General features: G+C 35.0%; 11 protein-coding genes and 1 pseudogene. 8 read left to right on the top strand and 4 right to left on the bottom strand.

The window, feature by feature from the left end:
* The 3 genes and pseudogenes from IL45_RS03800 to IL45_RS03790 form a co-directional block, all read right to left on the bottom strand.
* Nucleotides 1–192, bottom strand: a pseudogene (locus IL45_RS03800) (5-dehydro-4-deoxy-D-glucuronate isomerase); the annotation flags it as partial.
* A 49-nt stretch (nt 193–241) separates the two neighbouring features.
* Complete coding sequence (gene uxuA / locus IL45_RS03795) at nt 242–1426, bottom strand: mannonate dehydratase (RefSeq protein ID WP_036580480.1); 1185 nt, start codon at nt 1424–1426, stop codon at nt 242–244.
* Nucleotides 1427–1489: 63 nt separating this feature from the next.
* Nucleotides 1490–2317 carry an SDR family oxidoreductase gene (locus IL45_RS03790; protein WP_036580478.1) on the bottom strand — a complete coding sequence of 276 codons (828 nt, stop codon included), beginning with the start codon at nt 2315–2317 and terminating at the stop codon, nt 1490–1492.
* A gap of 692 nt (nt 2318–3009) precedes the next feature.
* Between IL45_RS03790 and IL45_RS03785 the strand changes: the two genes are divergently transcribed.
* The 7 genes from IL45_RS03785 to IL45_RS03755 are packed head-to-tail and all read left to right on the top strand — an operon-like array spanning nt 3010 to nt 17653.
* Nucleotides 3010–4167 carry an alginate lyase family protein gene (locus tag IL45_RS03785; protein WP_160165381.1) on the top strand — a complete coding sequence of 386 codons (1158 nt, stop codon included), beginning with the start codon at nt 3010–3012 and terminating at the stop codon, nt 4165–4167.
* 27 nt (nt 4168–4194) lie between these two features.
* Complete coding sequence (locus tag IL45_RS03780; RefSeq protein ID WP_051788628.1) at nt 4195–7590, top strand: glycosyl hydrolase; 3396 nt, start codon at nt 4195–4197, stop codon at nt 7588–7590.
* Nucleotides 7587–11069 carry a glycosyl hydrolase gene (locus IL45_RS03775; protein ID WP_081866522.1) on the top strand — a complete coding sequence of 1161 codons (3483 nt, stop codon included), beginning with the start codon at nt 7587–7589 and terminating at the stop codon, nt 11067–11069. The genes IL45_RS03780 and IL45_RS03775 overlap by 4 nt, the downstream gene beginning before the upstream one ends.
* Nucleotides 11069–12487, top strand: coding sequence for a BNR-4 repeat-containing protein (locus tag IL45_RS03770; RefSeq protein ID WP_036580476.1), 1419 nt, complete (start codon nt 11069–11071; stop codon nt 12485–12487). Before IL45_RS03775 ends, IL45_RS03770 begins: the two co-directional genes overlap by 1 nt.
* Before the next feature lie 7 nt (nt 12488–12494).
* A complete protein-coding gene (locus tag IL45_RS03765) occupies nt 12495–13985 on the top strand; it encodes a sulfatase (RefSeq protein ID WP_036580529.1) in 1491 nt (496 codons plus the stop codon).
* Entirely contained in the window at nt 13972–16470 is a 2499-nt protein-coding gene (locus IL45_RS03760) for a heparinase II/III domain-containing protein (protein ID WP_036580474.1), read from the top strand. Before IL45_RS03765 ends, IL45_RS03760 begins: the two co-directional genes overlap by 14 nt.
* A gap of 13 nt (nt 16471–16483) precedes the next feature.
* Nucleotides 16484–17653 carry a lactonase family protein gene (locus IL45_RS03755; protein WP_051788627.1) on the top strand — a complete coding sequence of 390 codons (1170 nt, stop codon included), beginning with the start codon at nt 16484–16486 and terminating at the stop codon, nt 17651–17653.
* Here IL45_RS03755 and IL45_RS03750 read toward each other — a convergent pair.
* A complete protein-coding gene (locus IL45_RS03750) occupies nt 17625–18665 on the bottom strand; it encodes a GntR family transcriptional regulator (protein WP_036580472.1) in 1041 nt (346 codons plus the stop codon). The two genes, IL45_RS03755 and IL45_RS03750, sit on opposite strands and share 29 nt — an antisense overlap.
* A gap of 207 nt (nt 18666–18872) precedes the next feature.
* Between IL45_RS03750 and IL45_RS03745 the strand changes: the two genes are divergently transcribed.
* The gene (locus IL45_RS03745; RefSeq protein WP_036580470.1) at nt 18873–20978 is read left to right on the top strand and encodes a bifunctional rhamnulose-1-phosphate aldolase/short-chain dehydrogenase; all 2106 of its coding nucleotides are present in this window, start codon (nt 18873–18875) and stop codon (nt 20976–20978) included.
* Nucleotides 20979–21082 lie beyond the last annotated feature (104 nt).

Below are 21082 nucleotides of genomic sequence, written 5' to 3'. Positions count from 1 at the left end.
CGTTTCAAGCTTTAATGGTTTAGTAGGAACTGCGCCACCAGCGATATATCTGTCATAATGTGTATAAACCAGATTGATTTCTCCTTCAACCATAGGCTTGTCAATTAAAAATTCATCTCTTAGTTGAGTCGTATTATAAGCTTTTACAGCTTCTGGACTGTTTGCGTATCGTGTTTCAAATTTTGTAGACATGATATAATTTTTGTGCTTGAGTAAAATTTCAAGCCGTTAGTTTTAATTTTTAAGCTAGTGATCTTTTGATTCCTAGTTCTAGACCTCTTAATTCTGCAAGACCGCGTAAACGTCCTATTCCAGAATAGCCAGGATTAGTTTTCTTTTTTAAATCATCCAGCATTTTATGTCCATGATCTGGACGGAACGGCATGCGCAAATCTGCACGACCGGCTTTTTTACGTTTTTCTTGTTCTAGCACAAGTGCTTTCATCACGGCATACATATCTACATCACCTTCTAAGTGATCTGCTTCATGGAAGTTTCCAGCTTCATCTCTTTTAGTAGCGCGTAAATGGATAAAGTGAATGCGATCACCTAATCGCTCTACCATTCCCGCAAGATCATTATCTGCTCTCACGCCAAAGGATCCTGTACAAAAGGTTAATCCATTATTAGGACTATCCACAGCCGTATATAAATCCACAATGTCTTGTTCTGTACTTACCACACGTGGTAATCCTAGAATAGGAAATGGTGGATCATCTGGATGGATGCACATGAGTACTCCAGCTTTTTCTGCTGCTGGAATAATCTCAGATAGGAAATAAAAAAGATTTGCTTTTAATTCTGCTGGACCTATGTCATCATAAGTAGCAAGTATCTTATTAAATTCTTCTAGCGTATAACCTTCTTCAGCACCTGGTAATCCTGCGATGATATTGCGGATGAGTTTTTCTTGGTCTGCGGCACTGGTATTTTTCAAATAAGTTGCTGCGGCTTCTTGTTGAGCTGCCGTGTAATCATTTTCTGCGCCAGGTCTTTTTAATAGATACAATTCAAAAGCGGCAAATGCGGCTGCTTCAAAACGTAGTGCTGTAGAGCCATCACTTACTTCATAGTCCAGATTAGTACGTGTCCAATCAAGCACCGGCATAAAATTATAACACACGATGTCTATACCGCACTCGCCTAAATTAGTGAGTGTATTTTTATAATTCTGGATATAAGTTTGATAATCTCCAGATTTAGTTTTTATGTTTTCGTGAATAGGCACACTTTCTACGACAGACCATGTGAGTCCAGCGGCTTCGATTTCCTTTTTGCGTTTGGTGATTTCTGCTACAGACCATTCCACGCCATTAGGTATATGGTGTAATGCATTAACAATGCCAGTGGCACCAGCTTGTTTGATATCATTAAGAGAGACTGGATCATTAGGACCGTACCATCTCCATGTTTGTTCTAAACTCATTTGTTGTTATTGTTACGCTTTCGCGAAAGCGAGATCTTAAAAATCTTACTAAAAAGTTGTTGTTTACACGCCACTATAAGCGCTAAATCCGCCATCTATAGGAACCACAATTCCCGTAATAAATGCTGCGCCGTCATCGCATAACCAGTTCACGGTACTTACCAGATCGTCTGGCGTGCCGTAGCGTCCCATAGGCGTCTGGCCAATGATTTGCTCGCCACGCGGCGTTGCAGAGCCATCACTATTTGTCAAAAGCGCTCTATTCTGATCGGTCAGGAAAAAGCCTGGTGCGATCGCATTGACACGTATGCCGACTTTTGAAAAATGAACCGCCAGCCATTGTGTGAAATTAGAAACGGCAGCTTTTGCACCGCTATAAGCAGGTATTTTAGTCAGTGGTGTGAAGGCGTTCATGGATGAAATGTTCAACACACTACAGCCCTCGCGACCTACCATATCTGTTGCAAATACTTGTGTAGGTAACAAGGTGCCTAAAAAGTTAAGGTTGAAGGTAAACTCGATTCCTTTAGGATCTAGGTCAAAAAAGGTTTTAAAACCTTCTGTCTGATTATCTAAATCTTCCAATTGAAAAAACGGATTGCTCGTCGTTCCCAGTGGGTGATTTCCTCCAGCACCGTTGATCAATATATCTACTTTGCCATACTTAGAATTGATTTCTTTTTTTGCCGTTTCTAGAGAATCTTTTTCTAGAACATTTGCTGCTACACCTATGGCATTACCACCATCGTTATTTATTTGTTGTGCAACAGCGTCTGCCGCTTCTTTTCTTAAATCTAATACAGCAATTTGATGTCCTTGTTTTGCAAGTGCAATTGCCATGGTACTGCATAAAACACCGCCGGCTCCTGTTAAAACTATAGTTTTGCTCATTTATTATTTTGATGTTTAATTTGAATGGATTTAAAAAATTAAAGTTACTGGGCATATACACAAATTGTATCCTGTGCTATCTTGTTTTTAAAAATTCATAATTCAAAAAACACCTTTATAATTGATCTGTAAATTAAAACAGCTATTCCATAGCTCATCATGCTCGTATTTAGAATCGCCAGTTGAATATTTGAAATAAGATTTATAAAAATTTAATGGTAAAATAAAACGTAATCCTTGCAATCATATATGAGAACATTCTTCTTTTCAGATTACAAGAATGATTGCAAAATTTAGATCTAGCAGTTAACAATAGTCTGATTTGTTCAATTGAACTACCTAGTCATGATAGTACAGGATTAAAACCAAAATTTATAAAACTAAATTTGATTAATAAGTTGATATCTATTATTTGCATTTTTTAATTTATATACCATGAGTGTCGACTAACTATAATGACGATGGAATTTAATAATATATCGGTTTGATGTAAAAGTTATAGAATATTTTGTGATAGTAATGAGGTATCAAGTTGTTTGAGATGGATAAAAAATAAATAGTTAATGAAATGAAGGTTGATTTTATTATTCCATTTACAGTAATAATCATCCTTTAGCACAAAAATTGTCATGCTCACAAACAATAGATTTAAAAATAGCATTTTAGTGACTAAAACAATTATGATCAAAAGGGTGCTCCTACTCTTGGTATTATTACATTATAGCATAACTCAAGCTCAAATTGAACAACGACTTACGTATACAACAGTATTTCAAGAGTTGGAAAGTAAAAAGTCCCTTATAAAAATAGGCAATGAAAAAGCTGTTTTAGAATATCAACAGCTCATTCTCAAAGCTGATTCTTTATTAAAGACAGAGCTATTTTCTGTAACCCATAAAACAGGAATTCCACCTAGTGGTGATAAGCATGATTATATGAGTATAGGTCCCTACTGGTGGCCTAATCCAGAAACTGATGATGGATTACCATACATCAGAAAAGATGGAGAAATAAATCCTGAGGCAAGAAATAATTACACCGATTTTGTTGAGAATGATAATTTTCTTCGAGCTATTAAAGACTTGAGCAATGCCTATTATTTAAGTGATAATATAAGCTATGCTCATAAAGCCTTAGAATTAATTAAGGTGTGGTTTTTAGATGAGGATACAAAGATGAATCCGCATTTAAATTATGCGCAATCTATTCCTGGAAAAAATGATGGACGATGTTTTGGCATTATTGAATTTGGTGAAGTTATAGATGTTGTGAAATTTTTAGAACTGGCTAAGGATAGAAATTTACTCGACAAAAAAACAGAAGATGGCATGTTCCACTGGTTAACAGATTATTCAAACTGGTTGCAAAACAGTAAACTAGGAATAGAAGAATCTACCAGAAAAAATAATCATGGGACACATTATGACGTGCAATTACTCAATATACTACTGTATCTCAAACGCCTAGAGGATGTAAAAACCCATCTTTCTACTATCACCAAATCAAGAATTTTTAGTCAAATAGAACCTGATGGCAGTCAGCCTTTAGAATTAAAAAGGACCAAATCATTTTCTTATTCTGTTATGAATTTACATGGCTTTTTAAAACTGGCACGTCTAGGTCAAAAAGTAGACGTAGACTTATGGGATACAATCTCTAAAGATGGTAGAAGTATTAAAAAAGGCTATCAATTTATGGTGCCTTTCTTGACTGATGAAAAGAAATGGGAATACAAACAGATCATTGATAAAACGACAGCCGAAGAAAAGTTAATCTCAGATTTAAATTACATCAGTACCTATTTAAAGGATAGTTCCTTTGATGCTGTTATTGAACAATTGAATCAATAATATAACCTACTGAAATCATTAACCAAAATGAATAAGACATTACTATCACTCTTAGTTCTACTATCGATTTTAGTATCCTGTAAAGAATCTAGCATCGCTGATAAAAGTTTCACTAGCGCAATCAGTCTTGAAGAAGGTTTTAAAAATCCACCACAAGAATCAAAACCACGCACTTGGTACCATATTAATAGCAGTAATGCCTCTAAAGAAGGTTTTACTAAAGATCTAGAAGCTATTAAAGAAGCTGGAATTGGAGGAGTTTTGGTTTTTAATGTTTCTATGGGATTGCCAGTAGGTGATGTAACATATAATTCACAGGAACATCGTGATATTTTAGCACACGGCGCTAAAGAATGTGAGAGGTTAGGACTCAGTTTTGGTGTGCATAATTGTGATGGATGGACCTCTAGTGGTGGTCCATGGGTAACACCAGAAAATGCCATGAAAGTTGTAGTCAATAGTCAAGTGATTACTCAAGGTGGAAAAGAAGTGAACTTAAAACTACCACAACCACCTGCAAGACATGATTATTATAAAGACATTGCGGTAGTTGCTTATCCGTCTTTAACAACAGAATTAATAGATAATAGCGCAAACCCAATTATTACATCTTCAGATAAAGGATTTAATACTGCCTTAGCAACAGATAAACAAACAAATACTTTTGCAGATTTAAAAGCAAAAGAATGGGTGCAGTACGATTATGGAGAACCACATGCTATTCGTTCGTTTAACATATTTACAAATAAACGTAAAGGGAACATTAGTTTACAAAAATCTGATGATGGTATAAATTATACATCCTTTATGGAACCTAGGTTTGAGCGCATCGGTAAAGACGAAGGTTTTTTTGCTGAATCTTTTGAACCAGTAACAGCTCGCTATTTCAGAATTGTTGCAGATTCAGACTTTGGATTTTATGAAATGAACCTTTCGGCAAACTATGACTTGGTAAATTGGTTAGAACTCACCTCTTATCGTAGAAATAAAAAACCTTCTAAAACCACTAATCAGTCTTTATTCATTAAAAAGAAATCCATTATTAATCTTAGTGATAAGATGGATGCTTCAGGTGTTCTAAGAGCTAAATTACCTGAGGGAAACTGGACGATTATGCGTTTTGGTTATACTGCTTCCGGAGCTACAAATGAACCAGCATCTGATGAAGGTACAGGTCTTGAAGTTGATAAATTCAGTAAAAAAGCGCTGAAAATACACTATGATGCTTTTGTAGGTAAATTAGTAAAACAAGCAAAAATTGATGCGCCTAATGCCTTGCAATATGTTGAAATAGATAGTTATGAAGTAGGTCCACAGAACTGGACAGATGGTATGGAGCAACTATTTGAAGAACGATTTGGTTACGATTTCACACCGTTTTTATTAATGTATGCAGGTAAGTATGTAGAAAATAACGATACCACAGATGCTGTTTTTTGGGATATGAAACAATTATTAAACGACTTAATGGTCACTAATTATTTTGACTATTTTACAGAGTTATGTCACAAAGATGGATTGATATCTTATATAGAACCTTATGGGTTTGTAGGTCCATTTAACAGTTTAGATGCAGGTAGAAGTGCAGATATTCCTATGGGCGAGTTTTGGTTAGGAAAACCTAATAGACATAAAAGAGCTGCGGTATCATCAGGTCATATTTATGGTAAAAATGTCATATCTGCAGAGGCTTTTACGAGTACAAAATTAAACTGGAGTTTTCATCCAGCCCTAGCTAAACAAAAAGGTGATTACGAGTGGACAAATGGCATTAATGAATATATGTTTCATCGTTTTGCTCACCAAAGTAATACTCAAGTTAAACCTGGAATGAGTATGAGTTTTGTAGGTTCTCATATAGACCGTACACAAACATGGTGGGATAACGCAGGACCTGAATGGTTCAACTATTTAGCAAGAGGTTCATATATGTTACGTCAGGGAAGTCCTGTTTTAGATGTATTAGTTTTTGTAGGAGATAGAGCACCTAGTCACGTTGTTCATGCAAATCAAATGCGCCCTAAACTTCCAGCCGCTTATAAATACGATTGTGTAAATGCTGATGTGATTGTAAACAGACTTAAAGTAGAGAACGGGAAATTAAAATTACCTAATGGTATTACTTATAATGCACTAGCTATACAACGCAGTGATGTCATTAATTTAGAAACTCTACGAGGAATACATAAATTATCACAACAAGGCGCCTTAATTGTAGGTAAAAAGCCTAAAAAACTAGGCGGTTATAAGATAGCTAGTGAGATGCAAGCGGAGTTTGATCAACTCGTAAATGAAATATGGTCCAGCAATAAAACTTACAGCACTGGAGAATGGGAACAGATTTTTAAAGATAATAATATCCAAAAAGATTTGATTGTAGAAGGTCAACCTGATTTTAATTATTACCACAGGCGCACTGATAAAGAAGATATTTACTTTCTATATAATCACAGCCTCACAGAAAAAGATATTTTAAATTGTAGTTTTTTAGTAGACGGGAAAGTACCTGAATTATGGGATGCTACCACCGGTGAAGTAACAAATTTAGTATCGTATAATAGTAATAATGGAAGAACTGAAATATCCATTCCGTTAGATCCTCAAGAGTCTATTTTTGTACGCTTTCGCGAAAGCGAAATAACCCAACCTAGAGTTACTTTTAATCAACTCAATGGTTTAACCCAACCTGAATTTAGTTTAGATACTGATCATCAACTGAAGGCTGAGGTTTTTGAAAACGGAAACTACACAGCTATCGTAAATGATGGTGAAAATTGGAATATAGAAGTAAATGATATTCCTGATCCTATTGAAATTAAAGGCAAATGGACCATCGATTTTAGAGAGGAAAATTTTTATAAAGCAACCCTAAAAACCGATTCATTATTTGACTGGGCGACACATAGTACGGAGCAAATTAAACACTATTCAGGAACTGCTGTTTATAGGACAACTTTCAATCTAGATAAGGAATTATTGTTATCAGATAGAAAATTTCATCTCAATTTAGGTGATGTAAACGTCATTGCAAAAGTAATTGTAAATGGAATAGACGCTGGCGTAAGTTGGATAGCGCCTTATACTTTAGACGTGACAGAAGCATTAAAAAAAGGAGAGAATTCATTAGAAATACAAATTACTAATCAATGGGCTAATCGTTTAATAGGTGATGAAAAACTTCCTAATCAAACAGGATATGATGTGAGACGCAATAGTGCAAGCTATAATGCAAGAGATGAAAACGGGAAAAGTAAAAAAATGCCAGAGTGGTTTAGAAATAACGAGCCTCTTCCAGAAGGACCTCGTAAAACTTTTAGCGCCTATTCGTTTCAAAAGGCAACAGATGATTTACTACCTTCAGGATTATTAGGTCCTGTCACAATTTCAGCATCAAAAATCATTAAAACCAGTAAATTGGAATGAAAAAATTAGGCCTCATAGTTTTATTTTTTTCGTGTTTGTGTTGTGATCAATCTGCTCAAACAGAAAAGCATTCAGCAGATTTAGAAGCAGGTTTTAAAAATCCACCAAATGAAGCCAAGGCTAGAACTTGGTGGCATTGGATAAGCGGTAATGTCTCAAAATCTGGAATCACAAAGGATTTAGAAGCAATGAAATCTGTAGGTATCCAAGAAGCACAATTGTTTAATGTGCATTTAGGATTTCCAAAAGGGCCTGTAACGTATTTAAGCGAAGAATGGCTAGAGTTATTTAAATTTTCTGCGGAAGAAGCCAAACGATTGGATTTAGAATTAGCATTTCACAATAGTGCAGGTTGGTCGTCTTCTGGAGGACCATGGGTAACCGAAGAAAATGCGATGCAAACCGTGGTTTTTAGTGAAGTCGCTATTCAAGGAAATCAGAACTACAAAGAACAATTACCAAAACCAAAAACGAAGTTTAAGTACTATAAAGATATCGCCGTTTTAGCGTTTCCAAAACCCAAAACGCCACAAAAAATAGATGGTTTAGATTACAAAATGCTTTCTGAAAGGGTTCGAAATCATTTATTACCAGACAGGAAAGACATTTCAGCAGCTTCCATTATTTCAAAACAAAGCATTATCAATTTAACAGATAAAGTTTCTAAAGAAGGCATTTTAGATTGGGATGTACCAAAAGGCGAATGGATTGTATTACGATTAGGGCACACACCAATAGGAACAACGAACAGACCAGCACCACCAGAAGCCAGAGGTTTAGAGGTGGATAAAATGAGTAAAAAAGCATTAGATGCGTATTGGAAAGGTGGTGTGCAACCCATTATAGATAAATTAGGCGATTTAATAGGAACAACCGTAAACAATTGTTTAATTGATAGTTATGAGGTAGAAACCACCAATTGGACTGTTGGTTTTGATACGCAGTTTGAGGATTTAAGAGGTTATGATTTAATGGCATACTTACCAACCTTAGCAGGATATTATGTGGAAAGTGGCGAAGTTTCAGAACGCTTTCTTTGGGATTTTAGGAGAACCATTGGCGATTTAATAGCAGAGAATTACTACGCGCATTTTAGAGATTTATGTCATAAAAACGGAATGAAATTTTCTGTAGAACCTTACTGGGGACCTTTTGATAATATGCAAGTTGGAGCTACTGGAGATATTGTCATGTGTGAGTTTTGGAGTGGTGGTTATCCATTTTTCGATTCGCCAAAGTTTGTATCCTCCATAGCGCATTTAAATGGTAGTGCCATAGTTGGTGCAGAAGCATTTACTGGTATTGGTGGTTGGGACAAACATCCAGCAAATATAAAATCAATTGGAGATCAAGCTTGGTCAGAAGGCATTAATCGTTTTATTTTTCATACTTATGTGCATCAACCATGGGATGTTGCGCCAGGTTTAGCCTTAAGTTATCACGGTTTTGATTTTAACCGTTTGAATACCTGGTGGTCGCAAAGCAAGCCCTACATGGATTATCTCGCACGTTCGCAGTACTTACTGCAACAAGGTGAAAATGTAGCAGACGTTTTAGTGTTTACAGGAGAATCTTCACCAAATATCGGATTTATAAAACCCGAAATTAAACAAATGGGTTTCGACTATGATTTGATTGGTGCCAATAAGTTAAAAGACCTAACCGTTAAAAACGGAATAATTTATTCTTCAGTTGGAAATAGGTATAAATTACTAGTATTACCAGATTACGATTTTGTAAAACCGGAAACCCTACATAAAATAAAAGAATTGGTAAACGGTGGCGCAATAGTTATTGGTAAAAAACCATCGCAATCACCAAGTTTAACCGATTATCCAAATTGTGATGATGCCGTTAAAACCTACGTTGATGAATTATGGAACACAGGTTTGGTAAAAGATAGTCCTCTTAAGGACGTTTTAAATAAACAGACGCCTGATTTTAAGATAGAAAGTGATGACAAAACTGATCTAAGTTTCATTCATCGTAAAACAAGTGATGCAGATATCTATTTTATAGCCAATGCCAGAAAAGAAGCTAGAAATATTGTCGCACGTTTTAGAGTAGCTGGAAAGCAACCCGAAATCTGGAATTCAGAAACAGGTGAAATAAAAGATGCAGTGGTCTTTAAAGAAAATAAAGATGGTACAACAACAGTACCCTTGCAATTAGGTATGGAAGCTTCTGTTTTTATGGTCTTTAAAAAGCCTATGAATGCGAACCATTTAGTAGATGTTAAAATGGAACTAGACCAACCAAAAGCAGAACCATTGCCTAACCTGAAAATTGTAAAAGCTGAATATGGTACGTTTTTGCAAGAAGGCTTAATTGATATCACAGATAAAGTCAATGACGCTATTAATAATGGCGTATTAGATTTTAAAATGTCTCGTGCGTTTTGCGATTGTGACCCAGCGATGGGTTACAAAAAAGAATTCAGAATGGAATACCAAATTGGTGAGACCAAGAAGCAATTATATGCAGAAGAGCGTGAGCATATTAAAATCGACGCAGGCCTCAAAAACTTAAAAGTGCTTAAAGCGGTATTCGGTAAATTTAAAGGAGAAACCACAGGTATTCCTCAGTATTACAGAACGTATGATGTGACACGAGAGATACAAAAACAAGTTGCTTCTGGGAATTATAACATTCCTGTCACCGATAAGTTAATCGATAATAAAACAGCAGAAGGCGATAAAACAATACTAAAAATCACCTTTATCACAGACGGTGAACAACGCACGATTCATATTCCAGATGGTCAAATCTTAAAGCTTTCAAACGATAAAACAAGACCAAAACTAGTTTACAATAATGATGCTATTCACTGGAAAACACCATATGCAGGAAAAATCACCTACACTTCTGCATCAGGAAAAACGAAAACGGCTGAGGTAATTGATATACCTGAAACTGTTGATATATCTAAAAATTGGGTGGTTGATTTCGCTTTCGCGAAAGCGGAAAACATCAAAGAAAAGTTTGCTGATTTAATATCATGGTCACAGCATGAAAACGAAGAGATTCAACACTATTCAGGAACAGCAATCTATACCAAAGAATTTATATTAAATGAAAAGGTATTGCAAACTGATAAACAAATAGAATTAGACTTAGGGAGCGTGGCAGTTATCGCAGAAGTAGCGGTTAACGAAAAAAATGTGGTAACCTTATGGAAAGCACCGTTTAGAACTGATATCACTGAATTTTTAGAAAAAGGAAAAAATACAGTCACTATAAAAGTAACTAACTTGTGGCCAAATAAGTTAATAGGCGATGAATCATTTCCTTTAGATTACAAGCGTAAAGGAAATAAGATCGAATCATTACCAGATTGGCTGATAAATGATACACAACGTCCATCAGAACGCACAACATTTTCATCATGGAAACATTGGAAGAAGGATGATACGCTATTAACTTCTGGTTTACTAGGACCAGTTCAACTCAATATAATTAAAGTATTAAAAATCGAATAATGATTATTAAACAATACTTACTCAAAATCAGCTTATGCGTCTTATTGTTGGGATGTGATTCTGCTAAAAAGGAGATATCAAAAAATGAAAATTCCAAAACAGAAGTAGATTATTTTGCAGATAACGGTTTTGGTAATGCAGTAGCGCTCGTGCAACATCCATCTGGTGTCTATCACAATGGGATTACTTATGTGGCTTATCAAGGACCGCTGGAAGATCCTTATGTGGCATCTTATAATCATGAGACTAAAGAATGGAAAGGTCCATTTAAAGCTGGGATAAGTGAAATGGGAAAAGACCCTAGTCGCAAGAAAAAAATAGACAATCATGGTAAACCAGCGTTGCTTATTGATAATGCAGGCTATGTTCATATTGCTTTTGGTGGTCATGGTGGTATGCGTCATCATGGAGAAAACACGTTAGGAAACTACAGTTATGGGAAAAATTTGCATGCGGTTTCTAAAAAGCCTTATGATATATCTGAGTGGGAAACGCGGGATAATGTATCCTTATTTGGGACCTACAGTCAGTTTATAAAAATGGATAATGGAGACATCTATCTGTTTTATCGTCATGGAGCCCATAGAAGTGATTGGGTTTATCAGAAATCAATGGATAATGGTGTCACTTTTAGCGAGCCAGTTTCTTTTTTAAAACATAAACGTAGAACTAATATTGAAGCAGAAGATTCCTGGTATCCATGGGTAAGCAGAGGTAATGCTGATGATATCATTGTAGCATTTGATTACCACATTTGCCGAGATAATGTAAATGCTCAAGATGCACGTGGTCATATTCCAGAACGACATAATGTGTATTACATGGTTTTTGACACTAAGAATGGCCAGTGGAAAAATGTAAAGAATGAACGCTTACAAATGCCGTTAACTAAAGAAATGGCAGACGAAAAGACATTAGTAAGAAGTATACCTAATGATTGGACATTTCAGGGCATAACTGATGTAGATCCAGATGGGAATCCGCATGTTGCTGTATTAGTAGGTCCAGATATAAATGCAAGGAGAAGTGGTCCTAAACGCTTACAACATTTTAGATGGGATGGACAACAATGGTTAAAAAGTAATACTGCTAATCTTCCTAGAGGAGATGGTGATCTAGAAGTAACATCAGCAACAGAAGTGAGCATCTATTTAGAAAATAAAACCAGCAATGATGTTGGTGAGATAAGTAGATGGGACAGTTTTAATGGTGGAGAATCTTTTCAAAAGAGCAAGGTGTTTTTACAACGCGAAAACTCTGGATTTGTCATATCATCTCTTATTGATAATCCGCATCCAGATGCTAGAATCATCGTGGCAGAAAAAGAAGAAGGTACAGACTTTAGAAAAATGTATTTGTTAGGAGATAATGGTCCTATAAAACGGTCTAAAAAAGAAGCTCAAGTACTAAATGATTAAAGCAAATATGAAAAAAGTACAATTGATATTATTGACTTCATTAGTCTTTATCTTTTCATGTAAAGATTTAACTAACAAAGAAGTCAAAGCTGAAGAGGCTAAACCAAATATACTTTTTATAGCCGTTGATGATTTAAACAATTGGATAAGTCCTATCGATAACTTTTCAAATGTAAAAACACCAAATTTTGATCGATTAGCGGCCATGGGCGTTACGTTTACTAATGCACACTGTCAGGCACCATTATGTGGTCCTTCTAGAGCTTCTCTAATGACAGGTTTACGACCGTCTACTACAGGTATTTATGGTATGACACCAGATCAGAAAATAAGAAGAAAAGGGAATCCGGCAACAAAAGACATTACCTTTTTACCAGAGTATTTTACAAATAATGGTTATCATACGATGGGAATAGGGAAGCTATTTCATGTTCATGCACCAGACAGTGTTTTTAGTGAGTCTGGAGGACGTGTAAGAGGTTTTGGACCTTATCCAAAAAAACGTTTTGTTTGGAATGGTCTCGGAAATGGAATCAAAGGAACACACGGAAGAACTAGTACAGATTGGGGAGCTTTTCCTGAGAATGACACCTTAATGCCAGATCATCAATCTGTTGATTGGGTGGTTGAGCGTTTAAATAGAAAATACGATAAACCATTCTTCATGGGGCTTGGTTTTCTGCGTGTTCATGTACCACTTTATGTGCCACAAAAATGGTTTGATTTATACCCATTAGAAACCATCGAAACACCACCTTATTTTGCAGATGATTTAGAGGATATTCCATCAGTCGGTATGCAAATTAATGATTTGCCCATGATGCCATCAACAGAATGGGCTAAAGAGAATGGCGAATGGAAAAAAATAGTTCAGGCCTATTTAGCTTGTATAAGCTATGTAGATTATGAATTAGGTCGTGTTTTAGATGCGCTTGAAAATAGTGAGTATGGAGATAATACTATTGTTGTTTTATGGTCAGACCATGGTTATCGTTTAGGGGAAAAAGGAACCTTTGCAAAGCACGCCTTGTGGGAAACAGCAACTAAAGCACCTTTACTATTTGCAGGACCTAATTTGCCTAAAGGAAAGAAAATTGATGCACCAGTTGAAATGCTCTCAATTTACCCTACACTTCTAGAGTTAAGCGGACTTCCTGCTTATGAAAGGAATGAAGGAAATAGTTTAGTCGCTATGATGCAAAACGATGAAGGACTTGACAAAGCACGAGCGATTACAACCTTTGGAATGAACAATCATACCGTTAAAGTTGATGGCTATAGGTATATTAGATATGAAGATGGTAAAGAAGAATTTTACGACCATCATTCTGATCCTAATGAATGGTATAACGAGGCAAATAATCCTAAGTATACCGATAAAATAGAAGAGTTGAAAACGCTTTTACCTCAGGTAAATTCAAAATGGGATTCGGAATCTAACTATACGTTTCAGCCTTATTTTGTAGAGCAAAAAAAGAGAGTGAATGAAAGACTTTAATAATATAAAATTGAAAGTAACCTTTTTGGTGTTGGTATTTTTAGGAATCACGAACTTGTGTGCGCAACAATTAGAACGTCCTTTTATTCTTGTCAAATCTTCAGAACGCTCAGAAATTCTCAATAAAATAGAAACAGAAACTTGGGCAAATAACATTTATCTAGAACTAAAAAATAAGGCAGATGTTCAAATTGAAAAATTTTATAAGAATCCGACTGCATTTATTAAAAAACTACCCTTTAATTGGTCTGACGGAAACACAAATGAATTTCCACCTTTTCAAAAAACCGACCACATAGAAAATGGTAAACATAGAAATCTAGACAACGCTACAGATGAAGAATGGCAACCGGCAGAACTTCTCATCGAGAATTTACAAACTGCATTAGATTGTAGTATGATGTATTATCTCACGCAAGATGCAAAGTATGCTTATGTAGCAAGCAGCATTTTATATTCTTTTACAAAATCTGTACAGAAATCTGAACTTTCAGACTGGCGTGGTAGAGGCGGTTTATTATTTCCTTATGATGGTTTTAGAGAGGTTAGAGAGATAGGTTATAAACTTCCTTTGATTTATGATTTTATTCATCCATACATTAAAAAAGAAGGAAAAGCTTTTGATATTATTAAAAATCAAAACGTATATTTTCCTATCAGTGAAGTTCAAAATGTATTTCAAACTTATGCTAACATAAGCGTAAATTATGGACATACTGGCTCTAATCATTCTGTTTTAGAAGCAACAAGTTTGGTATATAATGCACTAGCAATAGATGATGTCGCTGAGCGCGAAAAATGGTTATCTTATTTCTTAACCGAAAATACAGAACATCAAGATGCGCTAAATGTGATGGCTTTAAATTATAAAAACCAAGGTGATATCTGGCCAGAAACCTCGCAATATTTAAATCATTCTACAGCAAAAATTACCAAATTAATGCTTGTGGCTAACAGGTATCAACCTTCATTAAAACTTGCACGTCAGTATCCCAATATTTTGTTTGCTTTACCTCGTTTAGAATATTTTGTATATCCTAATGGTGAGATCGTAAGATGGGGCGATGGACATAGAAATGCCCGTGCACTTTACGAGGCGTATGAAAATGCTTATTTGCTTGCAAAGATGGATAGTCTTGCAGAGTTACAGGAAAAATTTGCTCCACTATTAAAAAAAGCCATAGACGCAGGTAAGTATCAAAGAAAAAGTCCGGAAGCATTATTTTGGCATACTAATTCTGTAGAGACTCAAAGCACCACTGTTGAATTGCCCAGAACAGACAGAGTATATCACGCAGGAATTGTAATGCAACGCAATTTAAGCAGTACCAAAAATCCTAAAGATGGTCTGATGGGTTTTATAGGTGGCGCACACATGGTTCATGGTCATGCAGAAGGTATGAATATGGAGTTATATGGTGAAGGACAAGTTTTAGGTGTGGATCATGGTAGAAAAAAATATGGAAAAGATTTACATGAAAATTATTCAAGACTATATGCAGCTCACAATACAGTTATAGTTAATGGTAGTTCTCAAGGAGAAGGTGGATGGGTAAATCTAGGCATCAACACAGTACAACTCATTTCTATGGAACCTAAAGTTGGTGAAGTAGCTGTTTCCCCAAATCATTCATTTAGTCAGACCAGTTTTGAAGATGATAAAGGTGATAAAGCCGAGGCTAGTCAAGAGCGCACTCTGGCTTTAATAAGAACCTCGCCTACAACAGGTTATTATGTGGATGTTTTCCGTTCAAAATCTAGATTACCTAATGAATATCATGATTACTTATATCATAACATTGCAGATAAATTAATCTTTGAAACTAAAAAATTAGACTTAAAAAAAACACCAAAACGCTACATGGTAAATGCTAATGGTGAATGGAAACGCAACCAAGTATATAGAAATCCAGGCTGGCATTTTTTTAAAAAGGTAAAAACTTCACAACCTTTTACTGAATCTGTTAAAGCCACTTTTAAAACTGAAAAATTACATCCAGAGACTATCTTTATGCAACTGCATATTCCTGGTTTTCAAAATAGAGAATTTACTACAGTAAAAGCACCTATAACTTTTGAATCACCAGCGCCTTATGACGAATTGCCTACACCTACTCTGATAATCCGTAATAAAGGTGAAGCATGGACAAATCCATTTGTTGTAGTTTTTGAACCATTTAATGAAAACGAAAAGCCAACAATACAATCAGTAGAAAAACTAGAAGAAAATAATATTTATAAAGGATTGAAGATAGAAAGTAAAACACCTACGGAAAAGTTAACTCAATATGTCATTACTCAATCAAAAAACGCTGTTTATACAGATAAGAATTTAGGTATTTACTTTAAAGGAACCTTTGCGGTAATTACTTTAAATAAAAACAACGATGTGAAGAGTATTTACATAGGTGAAGGTGAACGTCTCAGCTACAAAAATGTGACTATAGACACTGATAACAGTAAAACATTTTTCAAATCCTATTAGAATAATTATCTATATGAATAAGCTAACTAAATTTTCATTTCTAGTTATTCTTACATTCTTAATCCATAGTTGTGAGTCAAAAAAAGAAAGCACAATACTTTTTGTGGGCAGCTTTACGGATAAAAAACCAGGTAAAGGTATTCATGTCTACGAGTTTAACAACGACACAGGAGAAAGCACCTTAAAATATGTTTTAGATAGTGTTACCAATACCTCGTTTTTAAAATTATCAGAAGATGGTGAGCATCTCTATTCTGTAATGGATAGTCAGATGTCTTATAATGGAAAAATAGCATCCTTTACTGTAGATGTTAAACAAGGAAAAATAGATTTAGTTAATGTTAAAGATTGTGGAGGTTTAAATCCAGCTCATATTGAAATAGATAAGACAGGTACTTTTTTAGCGAGTTCTCAATATTCTGATGGCAGTTTGAGTCTTTTAGAAATTAATAAGGATGGAAGTCTTAATCCTTATAGCCAAGTTTTAAGATTTAAGGACAGTAGTGTTATTAAAAGTCGTCAAGAAGCTTCTCATATTCATTCTGCTAACTTCTCTCCAGATAACAACTATTTATTTGCTCATGACCTAGGTGCAGATAAAATTAGAACCTTCCGTTTAGATGTTAAAGATCAAGATTCTATTCTTCACAATACTAGTGATGTAGTCATGAAATCAGGCAGTGGACCACGTCATTTTACATTTCATCCCAATGGTAAATTTGGGTATAGCATTTCGGAATTAAGTGGAAAAATAACAGCTTTTAACTATCATAATGGGGACTTAGAATTTATGGAAGATTATTCATCTTACCAGAAACTACAAGAGATTTATAGAGCCGCAGATATTCATATTTCACTAGATGGTAAATTCTTGTATGTGTCAAATAGAGGTCCAGAAGAAGATAGTATTTCCATCTTTTCTATTGATATGCTTACAGGAAAGCTACGTTTAGTAGGGCATGAACCTACTTATGGTAAACATCCGAGAAACTTTACGTTGTCGCCTTGTGGTAACTTCTTATTAGTAGCTAATCAGTTCTCGGGTAATATTGTTGTTTTTAGTCGTGATGTTGAAACTGGAAAACTTACTAAACTTCCTAATGAAATTCTTGTAGATAGTCCATCAAGCTTGCAAATGCATACTTATAGAAAATCTAAAGAGAATCTCTTTCAATTAAATTAAAAGGTACTTTAAAACTTCCTTTTTTATTATTTAAAATCATATCAGCTGCAGTTTCACCCATTATTTTAAAATCTGTAGATACAACTGTAATACCTAATAAATCCTTGAGTGGCGTATCGTTATAAGAAATAATACCTATCTCCTTTCCTAAAACAAATTCATCTTCTTTGGCTTGCTTTACTAAACTTACTAAATCTGCCTCTTCAATAGTTATAAATAAATCACCCTTCTTGATAATCATATCATCGATCACTTCATTAAGAATTTCAAAATCGAGATCAAATTCTACACAAAACTTTCTAAATCCATGTAAAATTCTTCTTGGATAAGGATATACTGCTTTCTCAGGATAAAACAATATAACTTTTTTATATTCCTTAATCTTAACAAATCCTTCTTTTAAAGCATTATAGATATCATTTTCAAAATCTTGATATATTTCAATATCCAAACCTTTAATGGTTGACTTTTTATTATCCAGTATTACTAGCTTTTCTTTAGGCAATTTTTTAAGCGCCGTAATTACGTCTTGAGTATAACTAGAATGTTTTAGATCTTCCGTCTTGAAATGCGGCATGATAATATAATAATCATAAGATGATTGATGCTTTTCTAATAAATTTAAAAACAATGTTTCATCACAATGATATATCACTAGGTCAGTGTGGCTATTGTGACCGATACTATTAATAAAGGAATTATAAATTCTTAACTTGTAAGAACTTAATTTATTAATAAAAAACAAAATATTCGTTTTTGAAATTAATTTTGTTCTATTGATATAGTATCCTTTACCTCTTATGGCAGTGATTATATTACGTTCCTTCAGTATACCGTATGCTTTCTCGACGGTATCTCGGGATAGATAAAATTCTTCACTAAATTTATTAATAGAAGGTATTCTTTGATCAATAACTAGGTTTCCTGCCTCAATATTGGAAATAATGGAATTTACAATTTGTTGATATTTGGGGATCCTTGAATCCTCATCGATATTAATAAATTTAAACATAAAATGACTTAGGCTTTTTAGGAAATCCTAACAAAAATAGTAAACTAATACACAAATACTTTAATTACCATAAATATTATAAATTCAAGTATCGGATATAGAATCTATTAAACATAACAACTATGTAAAAAGTTATCCATAACCGCACAGCACAGGATAGCAAAATTATCTTGTTGATTTAAATTCGTTTAAAAATTTATTTCTTTTATGTCAACTAGCGCAAAAACTTTTAAGTACGTAGATTATTTATGGGATCAGAAAAAAGCAGATTCACTTGGTGATGATCAGGTGGCTTTATTCTTATACCGTTCTAATATATTAGGAGCAGATTTAAGAATTACTAACTATGGTGGTGGTAATACCAGCTGTAAAACCATTGAAAAAGATCCACTGACTAATGAGGATGTAGAAGTAATGTGGGTAAAAGGTTCTGGTGGTGACATAGGAACACTTAACAGAGCAGGAATTGCTGGTCTGTACACAAGTAGATTACGTGATCTTAAACAAGTATATCAAGGTTTACATGATGAGGATAGAATGGTAGGTTTATTTAACCATTGTATTTTTGATCTAGACAGTAAAGCACCTTCTATTGATACACCTTTACATGGTTTACTTCCATTTGCACATATAGATCACTTACATCCAGATGCACTTATTGCGGTAGCTGCTGCAGAAGATAGTGAGAAAGTAACCAAAGAAATTTGGGGAGATACTATGGGATGGGTACCATGGCAAAAACCAGGTTTTGACCTAGGACTACAACTAGAGAAATGCCTAGCAGATAATCCTGGAATAAGAGGAATCGTTCTAGGAAGTCATGGTTTATTTACATGGGGAGACACTTCTTATGAATCATATATCAATAGTTTAGAAGTTATTGAAATGGCTTCAGAATATATTGAGAAGAAAATAAAAGAAAACGGAGTTGTTTTTGGCGGACAAAAAGTAGAAAGTCTTCCACCAGCAGAGCGTAAAGAGAAAGCAGCACAGTTAATGCCTCTTCTTAGAGGACTTTGCTCTTCAGAAAACAGAATGATAGGTCACTTCTCTGATACAGACGTAGTGATGGAATACATTAATAGTAATGATCTAGAGCGACTAGCTCCTATGGGAACATCATGTCCTGATCATTTCTTACGTACAAAAATACAGCCACTAGTATTATCACTAGATAAAAATGAAGATCTATCTGACACTGATGCTATTAAAGCAAAATTAGAACCAGCTTTTGAAGCTTACCGTCAGGAATATGTAGATTACTATAACACTTGTAAACGAGACAATAGTCCAGCGATAAGAGATGCAAATCCTGTGATTATCATTTATCCAGGAGTAGGAATGTTCAGTTTTGCAAAAAACAAGCAAACTACTCGAGTAGCAAATGAATTTTATATCAATGCGATTAACGTAATGCGCGGTGCAGAAGCTATTACTTCATACACTTCATTACCACGTCAAGAAGCTTTTGATATAGAATACTGGTTACTAGAAGAAGCTAAGTTACAAAGAATGCCTAAAGAGTTGCCACTTTCTAGAAAAGTAGCCCTAATTACTGGTGCAGGTGGTGGAATAGGTAAAGCAATTGCAGATAAACTAGCTGCCGAAGGTGCAAACGTAGTACTTACAGATATTAATGAAGAAAGCCTAGTTACTGCAAACGCGACTTATAAAAGAGATGTTTCTACTTATGCTGTTTGTGATGTCACAGATACAAAATCTATAGCTTCTGCTTATAAGAAAGCATGTTTAGAATTTGGAGGAGTAGACATTATTGTACACAGTGCAGGTCTAGCAATCTCAAAATCATTAGAAAACACAACAGACAAAGACTGGAATATTTTACAAGACATCCTAGTAAAAGGTCAGTTTGAACTTGCTCAACAATCTGTAGAAATCATGCGCAAGCAAGGACTAGGTGGAGATTATATCTCTATCGCTAGTAAAAATGGACTTGTAGCGGGACCTAATAATGTGGCTTATGGAACCGCCAAAGCTGCTCAACAGCACATGGTGCGTTTGCTCGCTGCAGAACTAGGTAAAGATAAAATCAGAGTAAATACGGTGAATCCAGATGGTGTAATCGTAGGTAGTAAAATCTGGGAAGGTGCCTGGGCAGAAGGTCGTGCAAAAGCAAACGGGATAACCGTAGAAGAACTGCCTGCTTTTTATGCAAAACGTAATTTATTAAATGAGATCATCAGACCAGAAGATATCGCAAATGGTGTATTTTCTTTGGTAGGAATCCTAGATAAATCTACAGGTAATATCATCAATGTAGATGGTGGTATGGCAAACGCCTTTGTGAGATAATCTAAACTACCGTAAATTAACCTTACGGTTTACAATCCAAAGACTCTCGTAGCATTAGAGCTGGATAATTATTCCGCTTTCGCGAAAGCGTGCTATACCAAATA

Source organism: Nonlabens ulvanivorans, assembly GCF_000732625.1.
GTDB classification, from domain to species: Bacteria; Bacteroidota; Bacteroidia; order Flavobacteriales; family Flavobacteriaceae; genus Nonlabens; species Nonlabens ulvanivorans.
This window is presented reverse-complemented; position numbering and strand designations above follow the sequence as displayed.

Excerpts from the sequence above, each read along its gene's own strand:
- uxuA (WP_036580480.1), bottom strand. The coding sequence starts at position 1,426 with ATGAGTTTAGAACAAACATGGAGATGGTACGGTCCTAATGATCCAGTC.
- IL45_RS03790 (WP_036580478.1), bottom strand. The coding sequence starts at position 2,317 with ATGAGCAAAACTATAGTTTTAACAGGAGCCGGCGGTGTTTTATGCAGT.
- IL45_RS03780 (WP_051788628.1), top strand. The coding sequence starts at position 4,195 with ATGAATAAGACATTACTATCACTCTTAGTTCTACTATCGATTTTAGTA.
- IL45_RS03775 (WP_081866522.1), top strand. The coding sequence starts at position 7,587 with ATGAAAAAATTAGGCCTCATAGTTTTATTTTTTTCGTGTTTGTGTTGT.
- IL45_RS03770 (WP_036580476.1), top strand. The coding sequence starts at position 11,069 with ATGATTATTAAACAATACTTACTCAAAATCAGCTTATGCGTCTTATTG.
- IL45_RS03765 (WP_036580529.1), top strand. The coding sequence starts at position 12,495 with ATGAAAAAAGTACAATTGATATTATTGACTTCATTAGTCTTTATCTTT.
- IL45_RS03760 (WP_036580474.1), top strand. The coding sequence starts at position 13,972 with ATGAAAGACTTTAATAATATAAAATTGAAAGTAACCTTTTTGGTGTTG.
- IL45_RS03755 (WP_051788627.1), top strand. The coding sequence starts at position 16,484 with ATGAATAAGCTAACTAAATTTTCATTTCTAGTTATTCTTACATTCTTA.
- IL45_RS03750 (WP_036580472.1), bottom strand. The coding sequence starts at position 18,665 with ATGTTTAAATTTATTAATATCGATGAGGATTCAAGGATCCCCAAATAT.
- IL45_RS03745 (WP_036580470.1), top strand. The coding sequence starts at position 18,873 with ATGTCAACTAGCGCAAAAACTTTTAAGTACGTAGATTATTTATGGGAT.